We start from the raw sequence: 14,671 nt of genomic DNA, 5'->3' as shown, positions 1-14,671 counted from the left end.
ATGAACGTTAACATCAAAACCCGAGAATACACCACCGTCACAGAGGTTTCAGGGCCTCTGATGATTGTTGAGGGTGTTGAAGGGGTTGCCTACAGTGAGATAGTGGAGATTGAAACACCCACAGGTGAGAAGAGAAGGGGACAGGTCCTTGAGGTAAAGGAGGACCTGGCGGTCGTCCAGGTCTTTGAGGGTACAAGTGACCTCAACACAGAGACCACAAAGATAAGGTTCACAGGTGAAACAGCCAAGATCGGCGTATCCCTTGACATGATGGGTCGTATATTCGACGGTACAGGGAAACCAATAGACGGCGGCCCTGAAATCATCCCTGAGAAGGAACTCGACATCAACGGTAGCCCAATGAACCCCGCTGCAAGGGAGTTCCCTGCGGAGTTCATACAGACAGGTATATCCACAATCGACGGGATGAACACCCTTGTGAGGGGTCAGAAACTCCCGATATTCTCAGGTTCAGGGCTTCCCCACAACGAGCTGGCTGCACAGATCGCAAGGCAGGCAAAGGTGCTTGCAGAGGAGAGTGAATTTGCGGTTATCTTCGCGGCGATGGGTATCACCCACGAAGAGGCAAACTACTTCATGAGGGACTTCGAGAGGACAGGCGCCCTTGAAAGGGTTACAGTATTCATGAACCTTGCAGACGACCCTGCAATTGAGCGTATCATCACCCCGAGGATGGCTCTGACAACAGCAGAGTACTTCGCCTTTGAACACGACATGCACGTGCTGGTTATCCTCACTGACCTTACAAACTACTGTGAGGCCCTCAGGGAGATATCAGCTGCCAGGGAGGAGGTCCCAGGTCGAAGGGGGTACCCTGGTTACATGTACACTGACCTTGCAAGCCTCTATGAGAGGGCAGGTCGTATAGTTGGCAAGGAGGGGTCAATCACCCAGATGCCAATACTTGTGATGCCACAGGACGACATAACCCACCCGATACCTGACCTCACAGGTTACATCACAGAGGGCCAGATAGTGCTTAGCCGTGACCTCCACCGTAAGGGTATATACCCACCGGTGGATGTGCTGCCATCACTTTCAAGGCTCATGAGTGGCGGTATCGGCGAGGGAAGGACACGTGAGGACCACAGTGGTGTCTCTGATCAGCTCTACAGTGCCTACGCCGAGGGTCGTGATTTAAGGGACCTCATGGCTGTTGTGGGTGAGGAGGCCCTCACAGAGAGGGACAGGAAGTTCCTCAAATTCGCCGATGAATTTGAGAAACGCTTCATCACCCAGGCACGTGATGAGGACCGCTCCATAGAGGAGACCCTCAACCTTGGCTGGGAGCTCCTGTCACTCCTGCCAAGATCCGAACTCAAGAGGGTCCGCGAGGAGCACATACCCAAGTACCTCCCGGGTGCAGAATAAACACCCAACATATTTTTTCAGGAGAGGTAGCAGATGGCACAGGAAATGATTGAGGGGATCAACCCAACGAGGATGGAGCTCCTGAAACTCAAGCAGCGGGAGAAACTCGCTGTTAAGGGTTACAGTCTCCTCAAGGAGAAGAGGAACGCCCTTATAATGGAGTTCTTCAACATCCTTGAGAGGGTTAAGGGTTCCCGTGAAAAGGTGGAGGAGCACCTCAGGGAGGCCTTCATGGACCTCACAGAGGCCCAGGTACTCATGGGTGATGCCGCAGTTGAGAGGGCCGCCATGTCAGTGAGGGAGTCAGTGGAGGTTGACATAGACTCAAGGAGCATAATGGGTGTCGTGGTCCCTGTTGTGGATGCCCGTGCAACCAGGAGGACGGTGGTTGAGCGTGGCTATGGCTTTGTGGACACATCAGTTAAACTTGACGAGGCAGCCAGGAAATTCGAGGAGTCCTTGGCACTCATAATAGAACTCGGTGAGATCGAGAAGACCATAAGGCTCCTTGCCGGTGAGATAGAATCAACCAAGCGAAGGGTCAACGCCCTTGAGCACATCATAATCCCGAGGCTCAAGAACACCGTCAAGTACATTGAGATGAGGCTCGAGGAGATGGAGAGGGAGAACTTTGTCAGGTTGAAGATGATCAAAAAATCCATGGAGATGGAGTGATGGTTAGAATACTTACAAGGCTCGGCCAGGTCCGCGAGGCCGAGGAGAAATACAGGAGGGAACTCGTGGACTTCAGGATGGGTGAGGTCTACGGGAACCTCAGGGCCATCATTGCAGACGAGGACGTTGAGGTCAGGGCCGGCGAGGCAAAGCCGGTTAAGATCAAGGAGGTCAGTATACCGGCAAACCACATAGTCTTCATGTGTGCCTACGCCACGAACCCCCTGGGTCATCCGATAGCTGCAGGGGAGGAGACACCCCTACCCATAAGCATGGACCGTAAGGCAGACCATGCAACCTTCGTAGCTGCTGCAGACGGGAAAATCAGCAGGAACGACCTCCTGGGTGTCCTCATAATTCTACCGGTTGAATTAACCCACTAATATTTATTTTTAAAGTTGCTCCAGTTCCAACGCTCAGAGAATGTTTTATGTGATGAGTGACCCCTGATTTTCTCTCACTTCACTACACTTATCCGGATTCGGCATAGGGAATAGATTTCGTCGTATTAAACGTACCATTCGTATACTGGGCCGTGCAGATAATTCCATTCTCTGGATAGAGTCCCATGAATCCTGAGGCCTTTCTTCCAGAAATGGTTTATCCCAGGAAGCCTTTCATTTCCTCATAGAGTTCAATCATCAGGTCCTCAATGTGCTCGGTGAGTTCCTCTGTGTACTCCAGGAGGTCCCGGTAGGTTTCCACCAGTGCTTCACGGTTCATCTTCAGCTGTTTCATGGCCCTGGCCTGGGCAGTGGCGGGGTTACCTGAAATGATCCTTCTGAGTCTTGATGAGCCCTCCCTCAGCTCCTCAACATCATTCCTTACCTCGGTCATCCGTTCAAGGTAGTATCTCTCAACGCCCCTGATATCCCTCTTCAGGTTCTTTCTGATCTCAAGGAGTTGGTCCCTTCTATCCTTCAGTTCCACCAGGGAACTCCTTATGGAGGCTATCGTGGACGTGTCAAGGTCCCGGAAGTCTGCAAGTTCGGTGAGAATCCTGTGATAGTCCTCAGGATCCATCAACCATCACCCCTACTGGAGATGTATCCTTAACTCTATGAGGTTACCACTGGCCCGGGTCTCGGTCTTTATCTCCTCATGCTCCTTTTCCATTTCACGTACACGGTAGAATATGTTGGTGAGGGCCCCTGTCCTGAAAACCCCTGTCCTGTTCTCGGGCTTGGAGGATATGAGGATGACTGAGACCATGTCATCTTCTATCTTCACATTGTAGTTGACGCCGTTTATGTATATCCCGTCCGAGAGCCTTAAAAGAAGTTTTATATACTTTATGGGGAGTCCGCTGCCGCTTATTATCTCCTTTATCTTATCATTTTCCCGGCACTGCTCGATATCGATATCCAAGGTACACCCTCCACTAAGATATTAATGTTTTATAGAATATAAAACATAGCCTAATAGGATGAGAGGTGACAGATCAGACAGGCTGATGAAGAAGGAGATCTTTAACCTCAACCGTCATCTCCCCTCAAGGAGGAAGACCCTGGAGGAGCTCCTCAGGGAGGACAGGCCCCATGTTACAGGGGCTGATGGCACCAGGCACAGGTTCAAATGGGCTGAACTTGAAGACCTCAGGGGGATGCTGACTGAGGATGAGGCAAGGAGGCTGAGGCTCCCGATATACATCGAGATAGAATCTGAGACCTCGGGTGCAAGGATCGCCGGTGATATTGAGGTGAAGGTGGTCTCGGAGGTCCTTGAGAGGGATGATGAGGGTGATGAGATCTACATCTACAGACCTGAGATGAGGGTGCTGAGGGCGAGGTTTCCAACGGTTACACAGTACATGTTCCTTGTGAGGGAGCTCTAAGGAGGTTGATGGAATGAGCAGGGATCCGCTTAAGGAGTACCTTAAGGACCCTGATAGGAGGGCCAAACTTTTCCTTTTAATGACAGGTGGCATGATTCTGAGCACAGTGCTCATAACGATAGGTACCATAATACTGATACTTCTACTGCTTGGCATAATCTGATGCCCGCCCTGTCCCGCGGTGATTCATGTTATCGGAGGATCTCCATGCACAGGGTTCTGAGTGCAGGACACCAGATCCAGTCACCTGAGATGATCATATCAGGGGAAAATGGGCACTGGAGAGTACATGGACACTGAAAAACAGGGGGATATATAAGCGGCATTGGATAGTATGGGTACTGCAAGAGCCGGATAAGCAGCTGCAAATTCATGGAAGATACCTTAAGGATCTGCTCCAGAGGTATCTTAAATCCACCTTCTTCTTAACCCTAGGATATGCAGTTTGTCCCCTTAAAGTAGGGTTCTTTAATGGAGCAGAAGGTTCTCAGCATTGGAGGTAATGGAGTTCTTTCTTGACAATATATTCTCATGCTCCCTGTGGTCGAGGTGTGGGGCATTGGAGGTAATGGAGTTCTTTCTTGACCCTGGAGCAGATGGTTGATGCAAGGTTCTCAGCGGCCTCCATGGAGTTATGGGAGGCCAGGACGGTCAGCAGGGGTTCACCCTCCTCAATTATGGCCCCCGGGACCGGAAGGTCATGGACCCCCATGGTTTTTATCTCACCCACCAGGCACCTTGCCGGGGCATAGAGTATCCTCTTAACAGCATACCTCACCGGGTCCGGTTTTTCTATAAGCTCGCCCATGCATGCCCTGATATGGGCATCCACCATGTTTATCCCCAGGGAGGCTTCAGCACACTCAAAGGTCCCCTGTATCCTGGGGTTGACCTCTATGACATACAGCTCGGAGTCCCTCATTATGAGGTCGACGCCGTTGGATCCGCGCAGGGAGAGGTCAAGTATGAGGTCACTGGCAAGATCCTCAATCTCCCCTGAGGGCCCTGGTGTCATGTTACCGGCGTAGACGAACTGCCCCTCAAATCCAGGGACGCCCCTGTCAATGATCTGCCTGCTCGTCAGAACCGTGATGGCCTCCTCTCCGGTTGAAAGAACAGAGGCACTCACAGGGACACCCTCGATGTACTCTTGGAGGAGGAACTCCCCATCACCTTCGCGGAACTCGGTGACACCGAAGCCTCCAGCACCGGAAACCGGCTTTGCGATGTATTTCTTCTCCCCTGCAGCTACAATCTCCATTGCCTCGGCAGGGTCACTGATGAGGTGTGTCTCGGGTGTGGGGTATGAGTTCCTGATCCTCCTGTAGAGGCGGTACTTGTCCTCCACGTGATCAACCCTGGAGTTACCGAGGACCTTCCTCCCTGGAATGGGGGGTGCGCCTGTGAGGGGGATTATACCATCAGCCCTTTCTATGAAATCTGAGGCTGCTTCAAGGAGCTTCTCCTGAGTGAAGTTCTCATGGAATCTCCCGCAGCTTTCACCGCTACGCTCCCTCAGTATGCACCTTCTTTCGGTGTAGTGCTTGAAGTCTGCTGTGCAGTAGTAACCTGCAGAGTAGACCCTGTACCCTAACCTGAAGGCTGATTCAACCACCGGTCGGGTGTTGACGCCTATTACAAGTATTTCCTCCATTTTGGACACAGAATCAGTGGTTTGATAGTCCCGAGCGGAGTCGAACCGCTGTCGCCGGGTCCAAAGCCCAGCAGGATTACCACTACCCCACGGGACTATAACAGTTATTAGGTGGTGATGTTCTTCATAAATAGGTTTCGATAAAAGGGGGTGTTATGGGGGGATAGTCCCGAGCGGAGTCGAACCGCTATCGATGGATCCAGAGTCCATCAGGATTGCCATTACCCCACGGGACTATGCTTAAAAAGAGCTTATATCGGCAAGATAAGGTTACATGGAACCCCTATAAATACTTTGCGGTTCTTAAAGTGTGGTGGCTGACCCCCAGATGCCTCCAGAAAAAGGGGTTAAAAAATAGAACTAGAAGGGTGAGAACACCCCTATGAACACCAGCCAGGCCAGCAGGGTCTTTGCAACCAGGCTCAGTATGATGTAGACCCTCTCACCGTAGAGGTAGTCCCTCCATTTACCGACACCCCTGTACTGCAGCAGCATGTTGACGGAGAATGTGTTGAACATCACAAAGTAGATGAGCAGTGTGAGGTAGACGAAGTCCGGTGGCTGTGTCTCGGCGGAGCCCAGGGCGGCGATGAAGTAGGCTGCAATGACCACCCATGGGGTGAAGCCGGAGATGCACCCCAGGAGGTAGGGTGACCAGTCGATCTTCTCGGTGTACTGGTTGATCTTCTCCATCAGGTAGCCGAACATTATCATCGATGCGTTGAGGACGAAGATCATCACAAGTGACCAGAGGTCCCAGACCCCCACGAAGGTGGCCAGTATCACTATCATTATTGAACTTGAGAGAGCATACTCGTACCAGCGGTAGGGGTTCATACCCCTCTTCAGGTTCTCAACGTAACTCTCATTCCTGAGGAAGGCTATTGTGAAGTGGGCCACCGCAGATATCAGGAGGAAGGATGCAAGGATCACCCCGAGGTAGCTCACGGTGAATGCCACCTCAGGGCTGGGAAGGACCTGGAATGACGGCGGATTCAGTGAGAGTATCTTGAACTTCAGGTAGAACGTGTAGATGTCCCTGTCCCAGGTGAGCAGGTAACCCAGCGCAACCATCAGAAGCCCCTGGATCAGGTGCAGGGACCCGGCCGCTATGTTCAGCTTCCTCAGCCCCTCAAAACTTATAGGGGACTTCTCAATCATTTTAATTCTTTCAATGTTGTCCATAAAACACCCCCACATTATTGTTATGTCAGTGAAGCTATTTTAATGTATCAACAGGTCAGTAAGGAAGGGTGGGGATGGTGATGCCAGAATTCTATATCAGCGGGTCCGTCAGGAACAGTGGGTAGACTGATGCCAGAACCCGTGGGAAGGCCGGGTGGTCTTACAGTGGATGTGTATGGATGCTTTCAGAATTGAAAAAATAGTTTATGGGGGGCAGCTCTCTGCTCAGCACAAAAAATGGTGGAGGGTTTCAGCCGAGGAACTTCCTCTGGCTTGCAGCCTCAAGGATGAGCTCCTGGAGGTTGGCTGTCCTGTTGATTCTGAGGGCCCTTATGATCTCCTCTGTGGTCTTCATGTGTCCCTCATCATACTCAGGTTCAAGGTACTCCTCAAAGGATGATTTAACCTCAGGGCTGAGGAATGGTGATTCAGGGTTGGCGTACCTTGCAGCGTCATGGAGGTCCCTTCCAAGACCCGGGTAGACCTCCTCAATGAATTCAAGGTCACCTGATGATAGCGCGTTGAACCCGAGCAGCTCCGGGGGAACCCCCAGCGAGTAGAGGGCCGCTGTGAAGGTTATTGCCCTTGGGAGTGAAACGTTTCCCATGCTCCTGGAGTATCCGAAGAGTCCGATGTGGAGCTTCCTCTTCCTCCTGCCGGGCACGTACCTCGCAACCCTGTTTATGATGTCCACGAGGTCCATGACCTGCCTCCTGTACTCCCTGCAGTAGGCTGAAATTATCTCCAGGACACTTTCACGCTCGATTTCAGCTGCCCTGCCCGGTTTAACAGACCTGAGTTTCTTTATGCCCCTGATGACATCTGATGGTTCATGGTCGTACTTGAAGGATGACTGGACAGTGAAGGTGTAGGCGCCACGGTACTCCCAGGTAACGTCCTCCACATTATCGGGGCGGAGGTTACCCCTGAAGGGAGCTGAGCCCATACCTATTATGGGGTAGAGTTTAACTCCTGACTCTTCCTCAAGGTCCCGGAAGTCTGAGAGGGCTATCCTGTTGAGGAGTGTGGCTGATATCATACCGTAGTTCATGGCGGGGTCTGACCTTGCAAGGAAGACCCTCTGCTCCGGGATATCCTTACCATCAAGGTACTCGCCTGTGATCTTGGCGGCGTTCAGCATCCCCTCATGGTCCTCGAAGAGGGGGATAACGTTGATCTCGTCGGGCCGGAATTCACCTATCCACTCCTTGACGGTCACACCATCTGCGAGCTGCAGCCTCTCCTTACCCTTCACAAAGTCCAGGTAGTAGCTGTGGATCCGGTTGAGGCAGCTGCTTGATGAGGTCATGGGGAGGATGACCTCGAAGACCGGGGCTGCGTCCATCCCGTAGAAGAGGCTTGCGGTGTCATAGGATCTGGGTATGCTCTCAAGGGTCTCAAGGAGTATCTTTGCCTCGGCCCTCTCAACTGTGGGGTTGGGCACCCTGAGGGTGAGCCTCAGATCCTCACCCAGGACATGGTCCCTGAAGAAGGCCTGGTACTTTGTGAGGAGTTTCTTTACAACGTAGTTGTCCACTTCCTTGCCCTCGCAGTCCCACATCTGTTCGTCACATCCCAGGTGTGAGAAGACGTAGTATGCCTCCCTTATCTCGTCTTCACCACCCAGTTCAGGTTCTTCTGCAAAGAACGGCGGGTTAACGTTGTCTGGATGCTGTGTACTCATGCATCTTGGAACCTTCATGTTTAACACTCCGGGGTGATATTTCTGTGGACTGGAATATAAGGATGATGATGAGGATAATGAACCTGGACCTTGAAATGACATGCTATGTAATGGGTTTACAGCGCCATACCGCACAAAGATATTTATATTAAAAGGTATAAATTATACAAGTGGTAAGTCAATTAGCTTGTATAATCTGGACCGGGATCATTGCAGGCAGGACTGCCACCTTAACTGAAGGTGATAATATGAAACTACCAAAATGGCTTGAAGAAAAATATGACCTCCTCTGGGATAAATTTGAGGACCGGGAATTCAGGAGCACCGAGGCCCTTGAAATACTTGGAAAGGAACATCTAATTGATGAAAAGTCCCTTTCAGCTGCAATATCCGAGATGAGGAAGAAGGGATGGATAGAGACAAGAAAGGATCCCGATGATGAGAGAAGAAGGATCTACATGCTCAGACCCAAATCAGAGATCATACAGGATTACCTCACCCTCAAGGACGATAAACTTGGCCGTGCAGACATAGAGAGGATACTCAAGGGGGCAGCAGACCTCATAAGGACAAGGGTCGACTACAAGTTCATCCTGGTCCTCCTGTTCATGAAACAGATGAGTGACAAGTGGATGATGGAATACCAGAAGGCATATGAGGATGCCATAAAGGAGTATGGCCTCAGTGAGGAGGAGGCGAGGCTTGAGGCACGTAACAGTGCATACCATGACCTTGACATAAAGGAGGAGTACCTCTGGGACAACATAAGGAAGGACGTTGAGAACCTGCCCATAAAATTTGCAGGGGCCCTCAAGAACCTCGCAGAACTCAACCCCGCCTTCAAGGACGTGGTGGACGCCTTTGACTTCGTGGAGTTCACACAGAGCCAGGAGAACCGGGAGATACTCAGGCAGCTCGTTGAACTATTCAGTGAGAAGAAACTCACAAACGTTGACCCCGACATCCTTGGAGACGCCTATGAATGGATACTGAGATACTTCGCCCCAACCAAGGCCAAGGAGGGCGAGGTCTACACACCCAGGGAGGTTATAAGGCTACTGGTCGAGATACTCGACCCAAAACCCGGCGAAAGCGTCTACGACCCGGCATCAGCGTCCAATGGCATGCTCATAATATCCCACAAGTACGTTAAGGAGACCTATGGTGAGGCCGAAAGGCTCTTCCTCTACGGACAGGAGGTCAACAGGAAGACAATGGCCTTAGGATCAATGAACATGTACATACATGACATAAAGGACCACCACATAGCCCATGGTGACACACTCCTCTACCCCAAATTCAAGGAATCAGACGGGATCATGAGGTTCGACGTAGTGATAGCCAACCCACCATGGAACCAGGATGGTTACGGTGAGGACACCCTCAAGAAGGGAGATTACTGGAGGGAGAGATTCAGGTACGGATTTGTGAACAAGCAGTCCGCTGACTGGGCATGGATACAGCACATGATAGCCTCTGCCAAGGATGACGGGAGGATAGGTGTGGTTATAGATAATGGTTGCCTCTTCCGGGGTGGCCGTGAGAAGAGTATAAGGTCAGCTGTACTGGAGGACGACCTCATAGAGGCGGTTATACTTCTCCCTGAAAAATTATTCTACAATACAGGTGCCCCGGGGGCAATAATAATCCTCAACAAGGATAAGGATGAGGAAAGGAGGGGTAAGGTCCTCTTCATCAATGCAGGTGAGGAGTATGAGAAGCACCCTGAGGTCAGGAAGCTGAACATCCTATCTGACGGGAACATTGAGAGGATACTTGAGGCCTACAGGGAGTTCCAGGGTGATGATGGATTCTCAAGGGTTGTCGACCTTGATGAGATCCGTGAGAATGATTATAATCTGAACGTGCCGCTCTACGCATTCCCTGAGGAGGAGCTCGAGGATATTGATGTGGCAGGTGAGTGGATGCGCCTCTCCGAGATCGAGGAGGAACTCGCCGAAGTTGATGAGAGGATAAGGGGTTACCTGGATGAACTTGGGTATATGGGGGTGAAAATGTGAATACTGTGGAATTCAAGGATTCTCCTGTTGGCAGGATTCCTGTGGATTGGGATGTTGTCAGTTTGGGTGAGGTTGTGGATCAGAGAAGAGAGTCCATTCAACCCGCGGGGGAAGGTAAAAATAATTTTGTTGGGTTAGAACATATAAGATCTGGAGAAACTAAACTTTGTGAATATGTGTCTGATGAAGGTATCCGCAGTACAAAGTACAGATTTTACACTGGAGATATTTTATATGGTAAACTGAGACCGTATCTCGATAAAGCAGTATTAGCGGATATAAATGGAATTTGTTCAACGGATTTAATAGTCTTAACACCCTCCGATAGGATAATTCCTGAATTTCTTATCTATTTTATTCATACAAATCAATTTATTCAAAGAGCAGTATCTACGACTTCAGGAACTAACCATCCAAGGACATCGTGGAAAGCAATTAGTAAATTTAGGATGGCTCTTCCTCCTCTTGAGGAGCAGAAAAGGATTTCAGAGATACTCCAGGATGTTGATGGTGCGATAGAGAAGGTTAATAAGGAGATAGGGGTTACAGAGAAACTTAAGAGGGGTCTCATGCAGAGGCTTCTGATGGAGGGCATCAACCATACGGAATTTAAGGATTCCCCTGTTGGCAGGATTCCTGTGGATTGGGATGTTGTTAAGTTAGGTGATTTATTCACTTTTAAAAATGGAAAAAGGCCCCCTGTTTTGAATGAGGGAGAAATACCAATATATGGTGCTAATGGAAAAATGGGATTAACTTCCAATTATTTGAAAACTAAGGATAAGGCACTGATATTTGGGAGAGTGGGATCCTCTGGCGAGGTCCACCTCTCAAAAGGATGTGTTTGGGTCAGTGATAATGCTATTTATACTGAATCCTATGATTCAAAGCGTGTCAATGTGCATTTCATGTTTTATTTAATTAAATTTAAAGATCTTAAAAGATTTGCAACAAAGACAACTCACCCTATTATAACTCAAACATTCATCAATAACTTTAAAGTCCCTCTTCCCCCTCTTGAGGAGCAGAAAAGGATTTCAGAGATACTCCAGGATGTGGACAGAAGGCTCGAGCTCCTCACGGAGAGGAAGGTTAAACTTGAAAATATAAAGAGGGGGCTCATGAACGACCTCCTGACAGGTAAAAGGAGGGTCAGAATAACATCATAGGGGGGATAGAACATGAAATTAAATGAGGAGGCCCTTGAAGACTACTTCATGAAGGAACTGAGGGGAATGGGCTGGAATGATATACCGGCCGCCGAACTTGGGAGGGATGACCCTGAAAACCCCCTCATAGAATCTGAGCTGATAGACTCCATAAGAAGGATCAACCAGTATATAGAGGATGATGATATACAGCAGGTCATCCAGGAGCTCCGGGGTAAAGCAGCAAGCATTGAGGGATGCAAATCGATACTTGAATACCTTAAAAATGGCGTTTACATAAAATCTGCCACAACAGGGGAACCCAGGAAGGTCAAAATCCTTGACCACGATACCCCGGGCCACAACTCATTCACAGCATCAAGGCAGGTCGTATTCCGTCGCGGTGACCAGACCATAAGGACAGACATAATGCTCTTCATCAACGGCATCCCCCTCGTGAACATAGAACTCAAAAACCCCGTGGGGATGTCAGAGACATGGGCGGACGCCTACCGGCAGATAAAGGACTATGAGAAGACAGTACCGGAACTCTACAAATACGTACAGATGGGTGTCGCTGCTGAAGACTTTGCAAGGTACTTCCCGGTAGTTCCCTGGCTTGATGAGGTCCCCACCTTCGAGTGGAATGAGACGGATGGTAAACTCCCTCCACAATCCAGAAAACAGGACCATGAGCACCATACAGGACTCCCTGCCGCAGATATACTCCCACTCCTCAGACCAGAACGGGTGCTCGACTTCATCAGGAACTACATCTACATAAGGACAGAATTCGGATCAACAACCAAGGTAATAGCAAGGCACATGCAGTACCATGCAGCTGAGAGGATAGTTGAAAGGGTCCTGAGGAACATCAGGGGAGAAGATAAAAGGAACAGGGGCCTTATATGGCACTGGCAGGGATCAGGCAAAACCCTGACAATGATATTCGCGGCCAGTAAACTCTACAGGATGAAGGAACTGGAGAACCCAACAGTATTCTTCATAGTGGACCGCAGAGAACTTGAGGAACAGTTATACGCAGAACTCGCGGCACTGGAAATCCACCAGCCTGAGAGAATAGAATCCATAGCAGAATTAAAGAGAACAATAGCCAGCGATGACTACCGGGGAAAGAGGGGCCTCTTCATAACACTCATACAGAAATTCACAGACAAACTTGATGATATAACAGCCGAACTCAGGGAACATGGAGGAGAAACCATAATGGACAGGAAGAACGTCATAGTCTTCATTGATGAGGCCCACAGGAGTCAGTATGGCCTCCTGGCAGCCCAGATGAAGGACATGCTGAGATCAGCGTTCTTCTTCGGCTTCACAGGAACACCCATATCAAAGAGGGAACGCGACACCTATGATAGGTTCGCATACCCCCCCGAAGAGAAATACATCCACCAGTACTTCATAACAGACTCCATAAGGGACGGCTTCACCGTGAAGATAACCTATCAGCCGAGACTCGCAGGTGACGTCCACCTTGACAGGAAGCACCTGGAGGCATTCATCGGTGTGGAATTCGAGGAACTGCCAGAATCCATAAGGAAGGACGTTGAGGAATCTGTTAAAAGGAAACTGGACACCATAAAAACCATCCTCGAGAACCCTCGCAGGATAGAGCTAATAGCAGAGGACATCGCGAAACACTTCAAAGAGAACATCGATGGAAGATTCAAGGCCATGGTTGTGGCTCCAAGCAGAAGGGCATGCGTCCTCTACAAGAGGGAACTCGACAGGCACCTCCCACCAGAGTACTCTGAGATCGTAATGACCTACACTCCACGGGACGAGGAGATAATAAGGGCCTATGATGAGGAACTCATGGATAAATACCATGGCAGGAACCACCATGAGATTAAAAACCTGGTACTGGAAAGGTTCAGGGACCCTGATAGGAACCCCCGGATACTCATAGTGACGGATATGCTCCTCACAGGATTCGACGCACCCATACTCCAGACCATGTACCTCGACAAGCCACTGAAGGAACACAGACTGCTGCAGGCAGTTGCAAGAACAAACAGACCCTACAGGGACGTCAAGGAGGCAGGCCTCATAATAGATTACATTGGAGTCATGGGGGCGGAACTGAGGCGCGCATTTGAGCTCTACAGTAAGGAGGAGTATGAGGGCGCAGTATACGATATGGAATCCATGAAGAGGGAATACGAGGAGCTACTCAGGGAGACCCTCAGGATCTTCAGCGACCTTGAATGGGATGGGATGGATATTGAGGTCCTCTCCGACGCGGTTGAACTCATAACCTCTGATGAAGAACTCGAAAAGAAATTCACAGAGAATTACCGTGAACTCAGAAGGCTCTTCGAGCTGCTCTCTGACCAGCCCTTCATAAGGCATGGCCTCAAGGATTACAGGTGGCTCACGGTCATCTACACATACTATCAGAGAGTCGTATCAAGGAAACCATCAGTTGAAGCCGAAACTGAAAGGTATTACCAGAAAACCCTCAAATACATCCACAGGACCACAGAGTTCAGGGAAATAGAAAGTAAACTCCCGGTAATAGAATTTGACTCCGATTACTTTGAAAACCTCAGGAAGGTCAGGGATATAAGGGATAAGGCTGCCTTAACAGTCTACACACTCAACTCATATGTCCTCAGGAATGGCACAAGGAACCCCATCTATGAATCGGTGGCTGAAAAGGTTGAACGCCTCCTGGAACAGTGGAGGGAGAAAACCATGGACTACGAGGAACTCTACAGGGAGGGCGCTGCCATCATAAGAGAGATCTGGAAGGAGGAGCGCAGAATGAAGGAGCTCGGTCTTGACGAGAAGGAGTTCGCGGTCCTGATGACCCTCAGGGGTAGAGGTATACCAGAGGATAAACTGAAGGAATATGCTGTTGCCCTTACAGAGGAGGTTGATGGGAACATATTCCCTGGATGGACGTCCCAGGAGAGCGTTAAGAGGAATGTTATGAGAATCATAAGGGTTTTCCTCCTGAGGAACCTCCCGAAGGATGCGCCCAAAAGAAGGCAGATCGCCGATGAAGCACAGGAAGATCTTATGAAAATATTTGAGAGGTATCAGTGATAA

Annotated in this window: 13 protein-coding genes and 2 tRNA genes; 8 read left to right on the top strand and 7 right to left on the bottom strand. The window is 49.9% G+C overall.

Annotated elements, in window-relative coordinates:
* The 3 genes from OXN82_RS05625 to OXN82_RS05615 are packed head-to-tail and all read left to right on the top strand — an operon-like array spanning position 1 to position 2,450.
* Positions 1–1,392, top strand: coding sequence for an ATP synthase subunit B (locus tag OXN82_RS05625; RefSeq protein ID WP_147671650.1), 1,392 nt, complete (start codon positions 1–3; stop codon positions 1,390–1,392).
* 33 nt (positions 1,393–1,425) lie between these two features.
* Positions 1,426–2,067, top strand: a complete 642-nt coding sequence (locus OXN82_RS05620; RefSeq protein ID WP_321210957.1) for a V-type ATP synthase subunit D — start codon at positions 1,426–1,428, stop codon at positions 2,065–2,067.
* Positions 2,067–2,450: a DUF22 domain-containing protein gene (locus OXN82_RS05615; RefSeq protein ID WP_048060931.1), complete on the top strand. Its 384-nt coding sequence runs from the start codon at positions 2,067–2,069 to the stop codon at positions 2,448–2,450. Before OXN82_RS05620 ends, OXN82_RS05615 begins: the two co-directional genes overlap by 1 nt.
* A 217-nt stretch (positions 2,451–2,667) precedes the next feature.
* Here OXN82_RS05615 and OXN82_RS05610 read toward each other — a convergent pair whose 3' ends face one another.
* Both OXN82_RS05610 and OXN82_RS05605 read right to left on the bottom strand, forming a co-directional pair.
* Positions 2,668–3,090, bottom strand: coding sequence for a hypothetical protein (locus OXN82_RS05610; protein ID WP_321210956.1), 423 nt, complete (start codon positions 3,088–3,090; stop codon positions 2,668–2,670).
* A 12-nt stretch (positions 3,091–3,102) separates the two neighbouring features.
* Positions 3,103–3,435 carry a hypothetical protein gene (locus tag OXN82_RS05605; RefSeq protein ID WP_013296138.1) on the bottom strand — a complete coding sequence of 111 codons (333 nt, stop codon included), beginning with the start codon at positions 3,433–3,435 and terminating at the stop codon, positions 3,103–3,105.
* Between the two features lie 58 nt (positions 3,436–3,493).
* On the opposite strand from OXN82_RS05605, the gene OXN82_RS05600 reads away from it, so the two are divergent.
* Together OXN82_RS05600 and OXN82_RS05595 are read left to right on the top strand one after the other, a co-directional pair.
* A complete protein-coding gene (locus OXN82_RS05600; RefSeq protein WP_010876580.1) occupies positions 3,494–3,901 on the top strand; it encodes a DUF61 family protein in 408 nt (135 codons plus the stop codon).
* Positions 3,902–3,914: 13 nt separating this feature from the next.
* Entirely contained in the window at positions 3,915–4,064 is a 150-nt protein-coding gene (locus OXN82_RS05595; RefSeq protein WP_013296136.1) for a hypothetical protein, read from the top strand.
* Between the two features lie 366 nt (positions 4,065–4,430).
* Here OXN82_RS05595 and OXN82_RS05590 read toward each other — a convergent pair whose 3' ends face one another.
* From OXN82_RS05590 to ppcA, 5 genes are all read right to left on the bottom strand, one after another.
* Complete coding sequence (locus OXN82_RS05590) at positions 4,431–5,555, bottom strand: ATP-grasp domain-containing protein (protein ID WP_321210955.1); 1,125 nt, start codon at positions 5,553–5,555, stop codon at positions 4,431–4,433.
* 25 nt (positions 5,556–5,580) lie between these two features.
* A tRNA-Gln gene (locus OXN82_RS05585) sits at positions 5,581–5,652 on the bottom strand.
* A 67-nt stretch (positions 5,653–5,719) separates the two neighbouring features.
* Positions 5,720–5,791: transfer RNA gene (locus tag OXN82_RS05580), tRNA-Gln, on the bottom strand.
* 124 nt (positions 5,792–5,915) lie between these two features.
* Positions 5,916–6,740, bottom strand: coding sequence for a heliorhodopsin HeR (gene heR / locus OXN82_RS05575; protein ID WP_013296133.1), 825 nt, complete (start codon positions 6,738–6,740; stop codon positions 5,916–5,918).
* A 250-nt stretch (positions 6,741–6,990) separates the two neighbouring features.
* On the bottom strand, positions 6,991–8,442 hold the full coding sequence (gene ppcA / locus OXN82_RS05570) for a phosphoenolpyruvate carboxylase (RefSeq protein WP_321210954.1): 1,452 nt from the start codon (positions 8,440–8,442) through the stop codon (positions 6,991–6,993).
* Between the two features lie 230 nt (positions 8,443–8,672).
* Here ppcA and OXN82_RS05565 point away from each other — a divergent pair, with 230 nt between their 5' ends.
* From OXN82_RS05565 to OXN82_RS05555, 3 genes are read left to right on the top strand one after another with little or no spacing between them, the layout of a single operon-like run.
* Positions 8,673–10,445 (top strand): N-6 DNA methylase, encoded by a 1,773-nt coding sequence (locus OXN82_RS05565; RefSeq protein ID WP_048060928.1) that lies wholly within the window; start codon positions 8,673–8,675, stop codon positions 10,443–10,445.
* Entirely contained in the window at positions 10,442–11,614 is a 1,173-nt protein-coding gene (locus tag OXN82_RS05560) for a restriction endonuclease subunit S (protein ID WP_048901220.1), read from the top strand. Before OXN82_RS05565 ends, OXN82_RS05560 begins: the two co-directional genes overlap by 4 nt.
* A gap of 12 nt (positions 11,615–11,626) precedes the next feature.
* A complete protein-coding gene (locus tag OXN82_RS05555) occupies positions 11,627–14,668 on the top strand; it encodes an HsdR family type I site-specific deoxyribonuclease (RefSeq protein ID WP_321210953.1) in 3,042 nt (1,013 codons plus the stop codon).
* Positions 14,669–14,671: the final 3 nt, after the last annotated feature.

This window comes from Methanothermobacter sp. DP (assembly GCF_026692625.1).
Lineage (GTDB): Archaea > Methanobacteriota > Methanobacteria > Methanobacteriales > Methanothermobacteraceae > Methanothermobacter > Methanothermobacter marburgensis.
This window is presented reverse-complemented; position numbering and strand designations above follow the sequence as displayed.